The sequence below is a fragment of the Haliscomenobacter sp. genome (assembly GCF_965225875.1).
In the GTDB taxonomy this organism is placed as follows: Bacteria; Bacteroidota; Bacteroidia; order Chitinophagales; family Saprospiraceae; genus Haliscomenobacter.
Genome location: NZ_CBDDBS010000002.1, coordinates 185,532 through 199,981, shown reverse-complemented (window position 1 = coordinate 199,981; position 14,450 = coordinate 185,532). Strand labels below are relative to the sequence as shown.

Annotated in this window: 10 protein-coding genes; 5 read left to right on the top strand and 5 right to left on the bottom strand. The window is 49.3% G+C overall.

Features of this window, described 5'->3' with window-relative positions; all coding sequences use genetic code 11:
- Positions 1-120: 120 nt before the first annotated feature.
- The 3 genes from ACO08K_RS03885 to ACO08K_RS03875 all read right to left on the bottom strand — a co-directional run bounded on the left by ACO08K_RS03885 (position 121) and on the right by ACO08K_RS03875 (position 3,068).
- Positions 121-1,212: a sterol desaturase family protein gene (locus ACO08K_RS03885; protein WP_421795086.1), complete on the bottom strand. Its 1,092-nt coding sequence runs from the start codon at positions 1,210-1,212 to the stop codon at positions 121-123.
- Positions 1,213-1,330: 118 nt separating this feature from the next.
- The gene (locus ACO08K_RS03880) at positions 1,331-1,900 is read right to left on the bottom strand and encodes a Crp/Fnr family transcriptional regulator (RefSeq protein ID WP_421795085.1); all 570 of its coding nucleotides are present in this window, start codon (positions 1,898-1,900) and stop codon (positions 1,331-1,333) included.
- A 250-nt stretch (positions 1,901-2,150) separates the two neighbouring features.
- Positions 2,151-3,068, bottom strand: coding sequence for a LysR family transcriptional regulator (locus ACO08K_RS03875; RefSeq protein ID WP_421795084.1), 918 nt, complete (start codon positions 3,066-3,068; stop codon positions 2,151-2,153).
- A 215-nt stretch (positions 3,069-3,283) separates the two neighbouring features.
- Here ACO08K_RS03875 and hppD point away from each other — a divergent pair, with 215 nt between their 5' ends.
- From hppD to ACO08K_RS03860, 3 genes are all read left to right on the top strand, one after another.
- On the top strand, positions 3,284-4,417 hold the full coding sequence (hppD, locus tag ACO08K_RS03870; RefSeq protein ID WP_421795083.1) for a 4-hydroxyphenylpyruvate dioxygenase: 1,134 nt from the start codon (positions 3,284-3,286) through the stop codon (positions 4,415-4,417).
- Positions 4,418-4,688: 271 nt separating this feature from the next.
- Positions 4,689-7,154, top strand: coding sequence for a helix-turn-helix domain-containing protein (locus tag ACO08K_RS03865; protein ID WP_421795082.1), 2,466 nt, complete (start codon positions 4,689-4,691; stop codon positions 7,152-7,154).
- Positions 7,155-7,259: 105 nt separating this feature from the next.
- Positions 7,260-9,197 carry a M1 family aminopeptidase gene (locus ACO08K_RS03860; protein WP_421795081.1) on the top strand — a complete coding sequence of 646 codons (1,938 nt, stop codon included), beginning with the start codon at positions 7,260-7,262 and terminating at the stop codon, positions 9,195-9,197.
- 78 nt (positions 9,198-9,275) lie between these two features.
- On the opposite strand, the gene ACO08K_RS03855 is transcribed toward ACO08K_RS03860, so the two are convergent.
- A complete protein-coding gene (locus ACO08K_RS03855; RefSeq protein ID WP_421795080.1) occupies positions 9,276-9,653 on the bottom strand; it encodes a hypothetical protein in 378 nt (125 codons plus the stop codon).
- A 441-nt stretch (positions 9,654-10,094) separates the two neighbouring features.
- On the opposite strand from ACO08K_RS03855, the gene ACO08K_RS03850 reads away from it, so the two are divergent.
- On the top strand, positions 10,095-12,227 hold the full coding sequence (locus tag ACO08K_RS03850) for a Tex family protein (RefSeq protein ID WP_421795079.1): 2,133 nt from the start codon (positions 10,095-10,097) through the stop codon (positions 12,225-12,227).
- A 78-nt stretch (positions 12,228-12,305) separates the two neighbouring features.
- On the top strand, positions 12,306-12,659 hold the full coding sequence (locus ACO08K_RS03845) for a DUF4180 domain-containing protein (RefSeq protein WP_421795078.1): 354 nt from the start codon (positions 12,306-12,308) through the stop codon (positions 12,657-12,659).
- A 402-nt stretch (positions 12,660-13,061) separates the two neighbouring features.
- Here the strand turns inward: ACO08K_RS03845 and ACO08K_RS03840 are convergent, their stop codons facing one another.
- Entirely contained in the window at positions 13,062-14,450 is a 1,389-nt protein-coding gene (locus tag ACO08K_RS03840) for a GH1 family beta-glucosidase (RefSeq protein WP_421795077.1), read from the bottom strand.

Here is a 14,450-nt window from a genome sequence, read left to right as displayed (position 1 = left end):
GTGGATTTGTAAATGGAATCCAACTACAAGATCAGAACCTGTTCAAAAAAAGTAAGCGCTTTGCTGGGCCTTGTAAGAGCGACATCTACCACGTAACGATGTAACCTCAAGTACCACCACTCATCCTTCAATCGAAACAACCTCACTCAGCGGCAAAGCCCGGCACGTCAAAATATACCCCGCGGCCCTCTCCGCATCCGTCAGCGCACCCTGTTTTTGCAATTGAACACTACCACTGCTGCAGTGCAGTTTGCAAGTACCACAAAGACCTCGCTTGCAGGAATGAGGCAAAGGGATTTGCTGGGCCAATGCCGCTTGTAAGATGGTTTCCGCAGCGCCTACTTCAAAATGGTAGACAGTCTTCTCGATTTGGGCGCTAACTTTTGTCTTTACGGCACTGTCTTGAGCGTTTTTAGCATCCAGCGCTGAAGCTTGTTCCTGAGTTGGATTTCGGTTAAAAATCGCTTCAAAACGTGTTTCATAATCTTTGAATTCAGTGCCCATCCATTTGTCCCACCAGGTAAAGTACAGGGCATAATTGCCGTCAAACAATTGGTGGTGCATGTTGTGATGGGTGGAGGGCGTTTTGTATTTTAAGATGGGGATTTTGGTCCAGCCTTTAGGATACACTTCGTAGCCCAAATGCCCGACCACATTGTTGAGCATGTCATACAGCTGCCAGGCAATGATTACTCCGATGTGTAGCGGAAATATAAAGGGCAATAAAAAGCCCATCGCATTTTCCACCAGTGCCTCAGATGGATGAAAAGAAAAAGAAGTTAGGGGCGAAGGATCGGTACTTTCGTGGTGTACCCGGTGAAAGATAGGATACAGTTTAGGGTGGTGCATGGCGCGGTGCGACCAGTAAAAAAAAGTGTCATTGAGAAACAGCAGCAAGGCAAAACTCAGCGGCAGCCACCACCATCCGTATTGATCGGGCTGGGAATACAAGCGGGTGTAACCTTGTGATTGCAAATACAAGAGCACGATGTCCATCCCCGCAAAGACAAGCAGGCTACTGCCAGAGTGCCATAAGTCGTGCTTGAAATGATGGGTAGTCGCCTGGGGCTGGGGTTGAATCCGGATGCGCTGAAATTGCTTCTTCCAGATCACCCAAAAAATGAGGAAAAGCGGCACACTGAATAGGAGGTAAAAAATGGCCTGCTCTAAAAATGCTCCAAAGAAATGTCCAATTAGATCCTGAAAATGCATGGGTGTAGGGTTAAACGTTGTGAATGATTGACCCTGCAAAGTTCTGGACTTCTTGCTTGGATGTCTTTGAGCTATGTCAAAAAGCAATTTGATCTATGTCAAAAAAGTGAACAGGTGATCACTGCTTACCCGATCGAATCCTGCTCAAAGTCTCCTGCGAAATGTTGAGATAAGAGGCGATATGCCCAAGACTAATGCGATTGGTGATGTTGGGGAATTGCCCGAGCAGCTTTTCATAACGTTGCCGGGCATTCAAGAACTGCAAGTCGCCGACCCGATCTTCCATTTGGGGGACGTAGTGGGTTTCAAAAAGTTTGATGTACCACAAAGCCACGGCATGGTGCTGCTGCAACAAGCGCTGCAATACCACATAATCGATGGCGTATACGCTGGAATCCTCCAGGAGTTGAATGCTCTCCAATGCCGGGGTTTGTTGGATCAAACTGGAGGTATCAGCAATGATATCGGGTTCAAAAGAGAACCAAACATTGACCTCCTTTCCTTCCTCGTCGGTATAAAAATAGCGTACCGCCCCCTTGACCAAAAACCAAAGTTGATGACAGGTACGACCTTGTTTCAGAAGGTAGTAATTTTTGGGGAACTCGTAAAACTGAAAACAGGCCGCCAGCTCCTCCAAAAGTTGGGGCGGTAATAGGTGAATTTTTTGGATGAATGACTTTAATTCCATAGGCTTAAAAATATACTCGTCAGTTGAATACTAATTGCTCAATTCATGTTCAAAGGTGAGCGCACAACCTAGCCCTGCAAGGGCGTCATCCCTCAAGGAAGGGTGTAGCCCTTTCATGTTCAAAAGCGAACGCACAACCAAGCCCTGAAAGGGCGTCATCACCTAAGGAAGGGCATCGCCCTTTCGGTTACCCACCAGCGCACCTCCTTCACCAGTGTTCCCACCAGCGTAGCTCTTCTGACCGCGCCACTCACACCAGCATCCCTTCCCCAATCCCCCCCACCACCGCCCGCACCAACGGCGATCCATTCTTCCCCAAATACACCAACGCACTATCAATCGCTACCGAAACAAAAGGGCTGTCATCGGTATGCACCAGTTCCTTTACCACAATATTAGGCTCCTTGCTCAGATCATAAGCCGAAGAAATGAAGGCAATACCCCGACCAACTTCCACCAAACTGATCAGCAGTTCCAAAGACGACACCTCCTGCACAATTTTTCCCATGCGGCTAAATCCGGCCAACTGGCACATCTGCTCTATCTCATCGTACACCGGATGCAGGCTGCGGGTGATTTCCACCCAGCGTTCATCACGCAGAGATGCCAGGCTAAGCGAGGCTTCCAGTGCCCGGGGATGTTGCTGGGAAAGGATGATCCGCAAACTGCCCTTATTGATCACCTTGGCATTGAGCTCAGCGTAATGCAGGGGGAGTAGCGTCAGACCCAGATCGATTTTTTCAGCCAACACGGCTTCCTGCACACTCTGGGGAGTAGGGAATTCCACCAGTTTGACCTCCACATTGGGGAAATCCCGATTGAGCACTTGCAGCAATTCCACGATGCGTTCACGTAGGGCAGTTTTGTATACCCCTACATGGAGCACTTGCTGGTGCAGACCAATTTCGCGGGCTTGTTCGATGGCTTGCTGGCTGAGTTGCAGGATTTTTTGTGCAGCCTGAAAAAAGTGTTGCCCTGCCTCACTAAGTTCTACCTTGCGCAGGTGTTGGCGACTGGCGCGGATAAAAAGCTCCACCCCAATTTCATTTTCCAATAAGGCAATTTGTTGACTCAGGGCGGGTTGAGAAACATACAGCCGCTGGGCCGCTTTACTGAAATGCAGTTCTTCGGCCACGGCCACAAAATAGCGCAATTGACGTAGTTCCATGATTCAGTATAAGTTTTGCTTATGACAAAATTAGAAAATTGTATTGGTTTGGGTGGGGCTTTTGGAGAAACTTTGTGGGGAAGTTGAGGAGTTGAGAAAGGTTGAGAAGTTGAGGCTGCCGCGAGCGACTTAAACGCATCCCTTGTCCAAATCGCTCGCGGCAGCCTCAACTTCTCAACCCCTCAACTTCTCAACTAAAATAAAACCAAATTCACATGCCACTTATTCTCGAAAATCCCCAAACTGCCCTGAATACCCCCACCGATTTCCTGCCGCTACTCGGCACCGACCACATTGAATTTTACGTCGGGAATGCAAAACAATCTGCCCATTTTTACGAACATGCCTTTGGTTTTGAAATGATCGGTTACGCCGGGCCAGAAACTGGTGTGAAGGATCGTGCCTCTTACGTGTTGAAGCAAGGCAAAATCCGCCTGGTGCTGACTACCTCTTTGGTTCCTTATTCTGAAATTTCGGAACACGTACGCCGCCACGGCGACGGGGTCAAGGTTATGGCCCTGTGGGTGGAAGATGCCCGCCTCGCGTACGAGGAAACCCTGCGTCGGGGTGCCGAATCCGCTGCTGAGCCTAAAGTATTACGCGACGGAAACGGTGAAGTTGTTGTTGCTTCCATCAAAACCTACGGCGACACCATCCACACCTTTGTAGAACGCAAAAACTACCGTGGCGTATTTTTGCCCGGCTTTGTAGCCCGCAAAAGTGCAGCTTTCCGCGGCAGCGTTGGTTTACAGTATGTGGATCACTGCGTCGGCAATGTTGAATTGGGACAGATGAACCAGTGGGTGAAATTTTATGAAGAGGTGATGGGTTTCAAACTGCTACTCACTTTCGACGACAAGGACATCTCCACCGAATACTCCGCCCTGATGTCCAAAGTGGTTTCCAACGGCAACGGCTACATCAAATTCCCCATCAACGAACCAGCTGCTGGCCGCAAAAAATCGCAGGTGGATGAATACCTCGACTTTTACGGTGGCCCCGGCGTTCAACACATCGCCGTAGCTACCAACGATATCATCCATACCGTAGGTGAATTGCGCAGCCGGGGTGTGGAATTCCTGGAAGTACCAGCCAGTTATTACGATGACTTGCTGGAACGTGTTGGCAAAATTGACGAAGATCTGCAACCTCTCAAAGACTTGAACATTCTTGTCGATCGCGACGAGGAAGGCTACCTCCTGCAAATCTTCACCAAACCGGTTGAAGACCGGCCAACTTTGTTTTTTGAAATCATCCAACGTAAGGGAGCGGTTTCTTTTGGCAAAGGAAATTTTAAGGCGCTTTTTGAGGCCATTGAGCGCGAACAGGCTCGGAGAGGGAATCTGTAAATTTGGTTGAGGAGTTGAGAAGTTGAGGCTACCGCAGGGACTTGGACAAGGTCACGTCAAAGCCGCTCGCGGTAGCCTCAACTTCTCAACTCCTCAACTTCTCAACTATTTTTCCATCAATTCTTGTTTATCTAAAATTAAACCCATATTTTTGTTTTGCCTTTTAGTTTAAAACTATTCTTTGCATCTTGCCTTTCGTTTTGTGTACAAACCACATTCCTGGTTTGGCCACTTGCGTATTTTTAGTTTATCCACACAAAACGAAAATTCAATGGATCTGCAGCGCAATCCACAACTGGAACTGGCCTTTGATTATGTGCGCAATACCCGCAAAAATGTGTTCCTGACCGGTAAAGCAGGTACAGGAAAAACGACTTTTTTGCGCCAACTCCGCCTGGAGTCGGTCAAACGAATGGTTGTGGTAGCCTCCACCGGGGTAGCTGCCATCAATGCTGGAGGGATGACGATCCACTCTTTTTTTCAATTGCCTTTTGGGCCCTATTTGCCCGGGCAAATGGAAGACCCCTCCCGGATGCGGCGCTTCACCCGCGAAAAAATCAATCTGATCAAAAGCCTCGATCTCCTGGTCATCGACGAGATCAGTATGGTGCGTGCCGATGTGTTGGATGGCATCGATGAGGTGCTGCGGCGCCACCGGGACCGTTCACGACCCTTTGGCGGGGTGCAATTGTTGATGATCGGCGATTTGCACCAGCTGCCACCCGTAGTTAAAGATGAAGAATGGAACCTGCTGCGTGAACATTATAAAACCGCGTACTTCTTTGGTAGTCAGGCGTTGCAACAAACCGATACCGTTCGTATTGAACTCAAACACATCTACCGCCAGTCGGATGAACATTTTATCGCCCTCCTGAACAAGGTGCGCGATAACAAAATTGACCAGGACGTTCTCGCTCAACTCAATAGCCGCTACATCGCCAATTTTCAGCCCAAGGAAGAAGACGCATACATTACCCTCACTTCACACAACCAGGCTGCCCGCGACATCAATGCTACCAAGTTGGACCTGATCGCAGGTAAACCCATCCAATACAAGGCAATCGTTACTGGCGACTTCCCCAGTTTTTCCTATCCTACGGATGAACTTTTGGACATCAAAGTGGACGCCCAGGTGATGTTTGTTAAAAATGACATTTCCCAGGAAAAGCGCTACTACAATGGCAAAATTGGCAAGGTGACCCGCATTGTTGGAGAAGTGATCTATGTAAAATGCCCCGGTGACACTGAAGAAATTGACGTCAAACCCGACGAGTGGAACAACGTTAAATATACCCTGGACGAAGAAAGTAAAGAAGTCAAGGAAGAAATCCTGGGCACTTTCAAACAATATCCCCTAAAACTGGCTTGGGCCATCACCATCCACAAAAGCCAGGGTTTAACCTTTGAACGCGCCATTATTGATGCGCAGGCCGCTTTTGCCCATGGGCAGGTGTACGTGGCGCTGAGTCGCTGCAAGAGTTTTGAGGGCATTGTGCTCCATTCCAAAATTGGCCAATCCAGCGTGCGCACCGATACGATAGTCAAAAATTACACCGAAGAGGCCGACAAAAGCATCCCCGACGAGAGCCATTTGAACCAATCTAAAATCGAATTCCAACAGGGTTTGATTCATGAGCTGTTCGATTTTCGGACCCTAAAACGGCATTTGGAAAACGCCAAGCGGACTTTTTTGAGCCATGAAAATACCGTTTCCTCTGAAGCCGTGGCCCAGGTTTTGCTCATTGAGCAGCAGTGCCGCAATGTGGTGGTGGGGATTGCAGACAAGTTTAAACCCCAAATCGAAGGCTATTTTCAACAGACTGTTCTACCAGAAGAAAATGCGGACCTACAGCAGCGCATCCAAAAAGCTTGCGCTTATTTTGAAGAAAAACTGGAACTGCTGATGCCGCTGCTGAAAGAAATCCCGATGGCGACCGACAACAAGGCCATCGAAAAATTGGCCCTAGAAGCGCTACAATACCTGGAAAAAGAATTGTTCATCAAAAAAGCCTGTTTTGTACAGGCTAAGTCGGGTTTTGTGGCCCAACAATACCTCCAAACCAAGGCCAACGCTGAAATCGACTATTCGCGCGCACCGGCTAAACCCAAAGTCAACAAAAAGAGCATCGCTCAACAAACCGCTCACCCGGATTTGTATTTCGCCCTCCACAAATGGCGCGAAGACCTGGCCGCCAATCACGATACCGAAGGATTTATGATTTTGCCCCAAAAAACCTTGGTGCAGCTGGTAGAAATGTTGCCGACCAGCACTGCTGCGCTCAAAAAAGTGAAGGGTATGGGCTCAACCAAAATCAAACAGTTTGGCACGGACATTTTGAATGTGATCAATGCCTACGTGGAAAAAAATGGCTTGCAAGAAATGCAACTGTTTCTGCCGGATTTGGAAGAAGCCCCCAAACCGCCCAAAACGGATACCAAAACGCTGAGTTACGAGTTGTACAAAGCAGGAAAAACCATTGAAGAAATTGCTGCAGAGCGTGGCTTTGCGCCCACCACCATTGAGGGCCACCTTGCCCATTTTGTAGGCACCGGGCATTTAGATGTGCTGGATTTTGTGGAGGAAAGGAAAATGCAAACCATCATTGCCCAATTTCAGCAAAGTGAAACGGGGTACTTAGGCGAAGTGAAAGCGGCGCTGGGGGATGATTTTTCTTACCTCGAAATTCGCATGGTGCAAAAACACCTGGAGCGACTGGCGGCAAAAATGGGGTTGTAAGTGCTGCGAATTTCCTCAATTGTATCCCAATTGACCAAACTATTCTGCCTCGGAGCAGGAAGAATCCAATACCTTTGTGTCTAATGTGGAAATAACCAGATGACAATGAGAATCTATTTCGTGCTTTTGCTTGCCTTTTTTGCTGCGTTCAGCAGCAAAGCCCAAACGCTGAGTTTTAACCCTGCTGACATCAACACCATTGCCGAGGCGGAAGCCAAAGGCTACACCGCCAGTTTGCTGAGCCCGGAAGTAGCACCCTCCGAAAATTACGATGTAAAATACCATCGCCTCGAACTGTGGATTGACCCCAATATGCGCTACATCAAAGGTATGGTAACTACCTACTTCCAAACCCTGGAAGCCAATTTTTCGGCCATCCACTTCGACCTCAATGAGCCCTTGCGGGTGGATTCCGTGTTTTACAAAGGCAAAAAAGTCACTTATACCCATAGCAATCTGGTCTTACGCATCAACCTGCCCAAGGCGCTAAACAAAGCTGTTCTGGATTCATTGACCATTTTTTGGCAAGGCGAACCAGCTGACAATGGCTTCGGTTCTTTTGAACAAACCACCCATAATGGTGTCCCTATCATTTGGACCCTTTCCGAACCCTACGGCGCCCGCGACTGGTGGCCCTGCAAACAAACCCTGACCGATAAAATTGATTCACTGGACATGTGGATTTCCTGCCGGAAAGACTATAAAGCAGCCAGTAACGGCTTGTTGATTGCCGAAATTGAAAAAGGTACCGACAAGACCTACCGCTGGAAACACCGTTACCCCATCGCGAATTACCTGGTTGCTTTTGCGGTGACCAATTATGAACGTTACACCGAGTATGCCAACCTGAAATCGGGCCGTATGCCGATCGAAAACTACGTGTATCCCGAGCACAAATCCTTCGCCCAAACGGGCACCAAGGACTTGATCCCAGTGATTGAACTCTTCGATTCCCTTTTTGTAGACTATCCTTTCCGCAAGGAAAAATACGGCCACGCTCAGTTCAGTTGGGGTGGGGGTATGGAGCACCAAACCATGACCTTCGTGATCAATTACGGCTATGAATTGCTGGCCCACGAATTGGCGCACCAATGGTTTGGAGACCATACGACCTGTGGTTCCTGGGAAGACATTTGGCTCAACGAGGGTTTTGCTACTTACCTCTCAGGGCTGGCCTACGAATTTCGGCAACCTCAATACTGGCAAAGTTTTAAAAGTGGCCGGATCAATAGTGCCATCAGCCAGGCTGGCGGCAGTGTTTTTGTGACCGATACGACCAGCGTCAACCGCATTTTCAGCAGCCGCCTGTCCTACAACAAAGGCGCGATGGTCTTGCACATGTTGCGCTGGAAATTGGGCGATCAAGCCTTCTTCCAAGGTGTACGCAACTACCTCAACGCGCCTGAGCATGCTTATGGTTTCGCCAAAACGCCCCAGTTCAAAGCCCATCTGGAAGCGGCTGGCAAGCAGAACTTGACTGAGTTTTTTAAAGACTGGTACTATGGCCAGGGCTATCCCATTTATCAGGTCAGCGTTCGCCAGGAAGGGGATCAAAAAGTGATCATTCGACTGAATCAAACAACTTCGCACAACTCGGTTTCCTTTTTTGAAATGCCCGTGCCGATTGTGCTGACCGGAGCTGGAGGCAAAACCTACGAAGCGCGTTTGGAAAATACTTTTAATGGACAGGAGTTTACGGTATATCCTGGTTTTAACGTTACCCAGGCGCAGTTTGACCCAAAACTTTGGTTGGTGGCGCGTACCAGTGGGCTTACAGTGGGAACCGCGGAGGTGGAAAAAGGTGGTTTTGCCTTGTATCCGAACCCAAGTTCCGGACTTACCCGCCTGGTACTGGAAGAACGTGCTGGAAACATTCGTCGGGTGGTGGTGAACAGTGTAAATGGGGCGCTGATGAATGCTCTTGTTCAGGTGCTGAACCAGCGGGAGGCAAGTGTGGATTTGAGTGGTATGCCCGTCGGGATGTATTTTGTACGGGTGGAAACGGAGAAAGGGGTTTGGGTGCAGAATGTGGTGCGGAATTGAGCCTGAAGGGAGTTGCAACAAGGAGGGGAGTGTTGGCAACTGCAGGCTTTGGGTACCTTTAACCCATCATTCGTTGGATCAATTAAAATGCTCGGTGATAAAAGCAATCAACTGCTCTGCTGGCATTTTATTTGAAGTGCTGGTCGTGGACACAGCATTTTTGTACTGGGGGGTGTCGGCCAGGAAATGGATGAATTGTTCCTGAATCTGTCCCGTCCCGGTTACATGCACTTCATCGATATTGGGCATGATGGCTGCAATCTCCTTGAAGAACTTATGAGTCAAGGCAATTTCTTGCTTGTTGGCTGCATTTTCGCTGGAATTACCAGCTGAACCAGGATTGTTCACCGTTCCCAGTGCAACAAAAGCCTCATCCTCATTATTTTCCTTGCCGATAATGATCGCATGATGGGAATCCATCCATACGCCAAACTGTTTTTTGTTTTTGGTTGACATGTGTTGTTTTTTCCCAAGTTAGGGGAAATATAGGAGGAATGGGTTTTTTGGGCGCAAATTGTGATTGGTAATGAATTAAAATTTAATTAAGTTCAGGTAAGGTTAACTCACTTGATGGAATTGCATTTTAAAGTTTACAAAAAAAATAGCAAACGAAAAATTTAAAAATACTTTTGTTTGATCTCCCCAGCTTTTTTACTTTTGTTCCCCCGGGTTCTCCCCAGGGCCGATCAGTTCTATTTTAGCTGGTACAAGTCTCCAGACTTGTACCAACATTTTCGCGTCTCCAGACGCATTAGCAACGCGAAAATGTTGAGCAAACACACGTCAGAGACTTGCTAATAATGGTACAAGTCTGGAGACTTGTACCAGCGCCAGCGCCTAAAATTAGAACTGATCGGCTCTGGGGTTCTTCCTGGAGAAACAAAATGCCAGAAATCGATGAGCAGTACCAAACACCTCGAATTAATCGCCCAAGCCACGGGCATCTCCTTTGGACGAGTCAAAAACACCATCCAGTTGTTGGACGAGGGTTCCACCATTCCGTTTATTTCCCGTTACCGTAAAGAAGCCACGGGCGAGTTGGATGAAGTACAAATCGCCGAAATCCAGCGCGAGCACAAAAAATTCGAGGAGCTGGAAAAACGCAAGGAAAGTGTACTCGGCTCCATTGCTGAGCAGGGCAAGCTCACCGATGAACTGCGCCAACGCATCGAAAACTGCTACGACCCCACCGTGTTGGAAGACATTTACCTTCCTTATAAACGCAAAAAGAAAACCCGCGCCTCGGTAGCCCGCGAAAAAGGCCTGGAACCCCTGGCTCTGCGCATCCTCGAACAACGCGACTCCGACGATCCTGAACTACTGGCGGGCAAATACCTCACGGATGAGGTGCCCAGCGTGGAAGAAGCCCTGGCCGGCGCCCGCGACATCATCGCCGAGATGGTCAATGAAAGTGAAGACGCCCGGAACCTGATGCGCCGCATTTATTCCAAAACCGCCATTGTGCAATCCAAAGTAGCCCGCGGCAAGGAGAAGGAAGGCGACAAATACAAAGACTATTTCGACTTTTCGGAGGCGCTCAACAAGTGCCCTTCCCACCGCCTGCTGGCCATGCGCCGGGGCGAGGAAGAAGGTTTTTTGCGGGTGTTGATCGTGCCAGATGACGAAGAGGACACCAAATACCAATTGGAAAAACGTTTCATCAAAGCTGCAAACGCTGCTAGTGGGGAGGTGAAAGCCGCCATCCACGACAGCTACGAGCGTTTGTTGGCCCCCTCAATTGAAACCGAATTCCGCAACATCTCTAAAGAAAAAGCCGACAAAGAAGCCATCGACGTGTTCACCCAAAACCTGCGGCAGTTGTTGCTGGCCGCACCCCTGGGGCAAAAAAGAGTGATGGGGCTCGATCCTGGCTTCCGCACGGGCTGCAAACTGGTGGTACTGGACGACAATGGCAACCTAGTCGAAAACCTCGCCATTTATCCCCACCCACCCCAATCGGACGAAGCGGGTGCGAAAAAAACCATCGCTTTTTTGGTCGACAAACACGGCATCGATGCCATCGCCGTAGGCAACGGAACGGCTGGCCGGGAAACTCTGAGCCTCTGCCGGAGCATCAACTTCAACCACGAGGTGGAAGTATTTATGGTCAATGAAGCGGGGGCTTCCATCTATTCGGCTTCGGATGTGGCACGGGAAGAATTCCCCGATTACGATGTAACCGTGCGCGGCGCCGTGTCCATTGGTCGCCGTTTGATGGACCCCCTGGCGGAACTGGTAAAAATTGACCCCAAATCCATCGGGGTAGGGCAGTACCAGCACGACGTCAACCAAACCATGCTCAAAGAAAGCCTGGATCAGGTGGTGGAAAGTTGTGTGAACAGCGTGGGCGTAAACCTCAACACCGCGAGCAAACACCTCCTGACTTACATCTCTGGACTTGGGCCAGTGATCGCTAAAAACATCGTGGAATACCGGGCACAAAATGGGGCATTCAGCTCGCGGAGTGAAATCAAAAAAGTAGCCCGTTTGGGTGACAAAGCATTTGAACAATGTGCGGGTTTCTTGCGTATTCGTGGCGCTAAAAACCCTTTGGACAATACGGCGGTACACCCGGAAAGCTACCACATTGTTGAACAAATGGCGAAAGACTTGAACTGCAAGGTCAAAGACCTGATCAGCGATGCCCAGTTGCGCCGCAAGGTAGAACTCAAGCGTTACGTGAGCGATAAAGTGGGACTCCCTACGCTGCAAGACATCATGAAGGAATTGGAAAAACCGGGTCTTGACCCCCGGGGTACCGCCAAATCCTTCGACTTCGGAAATGTACACAGCATTGAAGACTTGCGACCAGGCATGGTTCTGCCCGGCATCGTGGAAAACATCACCAATTTTGGAGCCTTTATCGATATTGGCATCAAGGAAAAGGGCCTGGTACACGTATCCCAAATGGCCAATCGTTTTGTGAAAAACCCCATGGAGGTCGTGAGTCTGCGCCAGGAGGTGAATGTACGAATCGTGGAAGTGGACATTGCGCGGAAGCGGGTGCAGCTGTCGATGAAGGATGTGTGACCCTGTAGAGACGCACGGCTGTGCGTCTCATCCCAGATATTGAGACGCACAGCCGTGCGTCTCTACAAATCACCAACAATGAACATCGAAATCACCCAACACCAAGGACAAACTTTAGCCGAAGTCACCGGCGCTTCCATTCAAAACGCCCAGGAAGCCCTGGAAATCCTCATCAATTGCGCCTATGGTGGTGCCGAAAAAATCATCATCCACGCCGATCAATTGATGCCTGATTTTTTTGACTTAAAAACCGGGATCGCTGGAGAAATCCTGCAAAAGGTTTCCACTTATCAATTGCGATTGGCCATAGTTGGAGATTTTAGCCAGTACAGCAGCAAAAGTTTGAGGGACTTCATTTTTGAAAGCAATAAAGTGGGGCGGGTTAATTTTGTTGCGTCGGTAGAAGAGGCCAAGGAGAAGCTTTGTGCTTAGCAGAATTTTTTGAAAATGGGCTTTATCCCCATGTCATTGATTTTAGGGTTTTTGGATTGAATTTGGTATCGTGCTTTTGCCTCAGAACCCCCAGCCCTAAAGGGGAGCCCAGCCTACGTAAGCTTGAAATTTATTTCTTTTTCACCTGAAGATCAAAATTTTAAACATACGTAAAATGTACTCCCCTTTAGGGGTCGGGGGTTGGTAGATCTCAGTACAACCCTGCACTGAATGTACTTTTTTTTCTTAAGGCAATGAAAATGGGTTTTAGCCCTCGCTTAAAAATTAAAGCCAGGACTAAAGTCCATCAAAGAAGCAATCTCCATCCACGCGCTAAAGCACGTGGCAATTCATGTCCTTCGCTTCTGAAATACAAAATGTCCAGTATGGCTCCAGCCCCTATCACCAGCCGTTCCCGGCGATCACCCCTGCATACCACTCCGCCGAAGCCTTTGGCACCCGCTGCAAAGTCCCTTCTTCCACAAACGTAATCCCAAATTTTTTGGAATAACCTGAAGCCCACTCAAAATTGTCCAGCAGCGACCAGATGAAGTAACCCTCCACGTTTACCCCGCTGGCGATGGCTTCCTCAATCGCGCCCAGATAGCCCTCAAAAAAAGCGATACGCTCCAGATCAGCCACTTTCCCGTCCTGCAATTGATCATCAAAAGCACAACCATTTTCGGTGATGTAAATCGGCGGATTGTCGTAACGATTGGCGATCCATTGCAGGAGTTTGCGGCAACCCCAGGGCACGATCGCCCATTGCATATCCGTCAAGGCCCAATCGGGTGATACGCTGAGGTTCACGTCCTGATCGGCGCTCAGGCCACCGTTGCCGTACACGCTGCCCGCTTCACTATTTTCACTAGCATCGGCGGCGTACATGGTGGTGTAGTGGTTGAGGCCAAAAAAATCGGAAGAACCTTGAATCATTTCTTTTTCTGCAGGGGTAAAGCTGGGCAAACGTTCACCCAGGCGCTCCCGCATCACCGCCGGGTAATCTCCTTTGTAAATCGGGTCGGCAAACCAGGCCAGGAAAAACTCCAGGGCTCGCTCCGCCGCCGCCTGATCTGCTGGGCTGTTGGTGAGTGGTTCGCGCCAATCGCAGTTGTTGGTGATGCCAATTTTGCCCCCTTGTTGGGCCTGATAGGTTTGGCGGTAAACCTGTACTGCTTTGGCGTGAGCTTTCAGCAAGTTGTGCCCAGCCAGATAAGGTAAGTCGGGCGACTGAATACCCGGAGCAAAAACGCCGTGCCCGTAACCCAGAATGGCCACCACCCAGGCTTCGTTGATGGTGATCCAGTTTTTGACCCGATCGCCGAAACTGCGGAAACACAAGTCGGCGTATTCGGCAAAAGCATCGACAATGCCTTCACCCAACCAGCCGTGTAGTTCAAACTCCAGCGCTGCGGGCAAATCCCAATGGTAGAGCGTAATCCAGGGTTCTATACCCGCTTGCAACAACTCATCGATAAGGGCATTGTAAAAATCGATCCCGGCCTGATTCACGGCACCCCGCCCGGCGGGTAGCAATCTGGGCCAAGAGATGGAAAAACGGTAGGCTTTGAGGCCGAGTTGTTTCATCAGGGCTACGTCTTCGCGGAAACGGTGGTAATGGTCACAGGCGATATTCCCCGTGTCGCCTGCGTGGACTTTTCCCGGAATCATACAAAAGACGTCCCAAATGGAGGGGCCTTTTCCATCGCTCAAGTGGCCCCCTTCAATCTGGTAAGCCGAGGTTGCGCTGCCCCACAGAAAGTTATCGGGGAAGCTTTTGTTTTTTGCCAT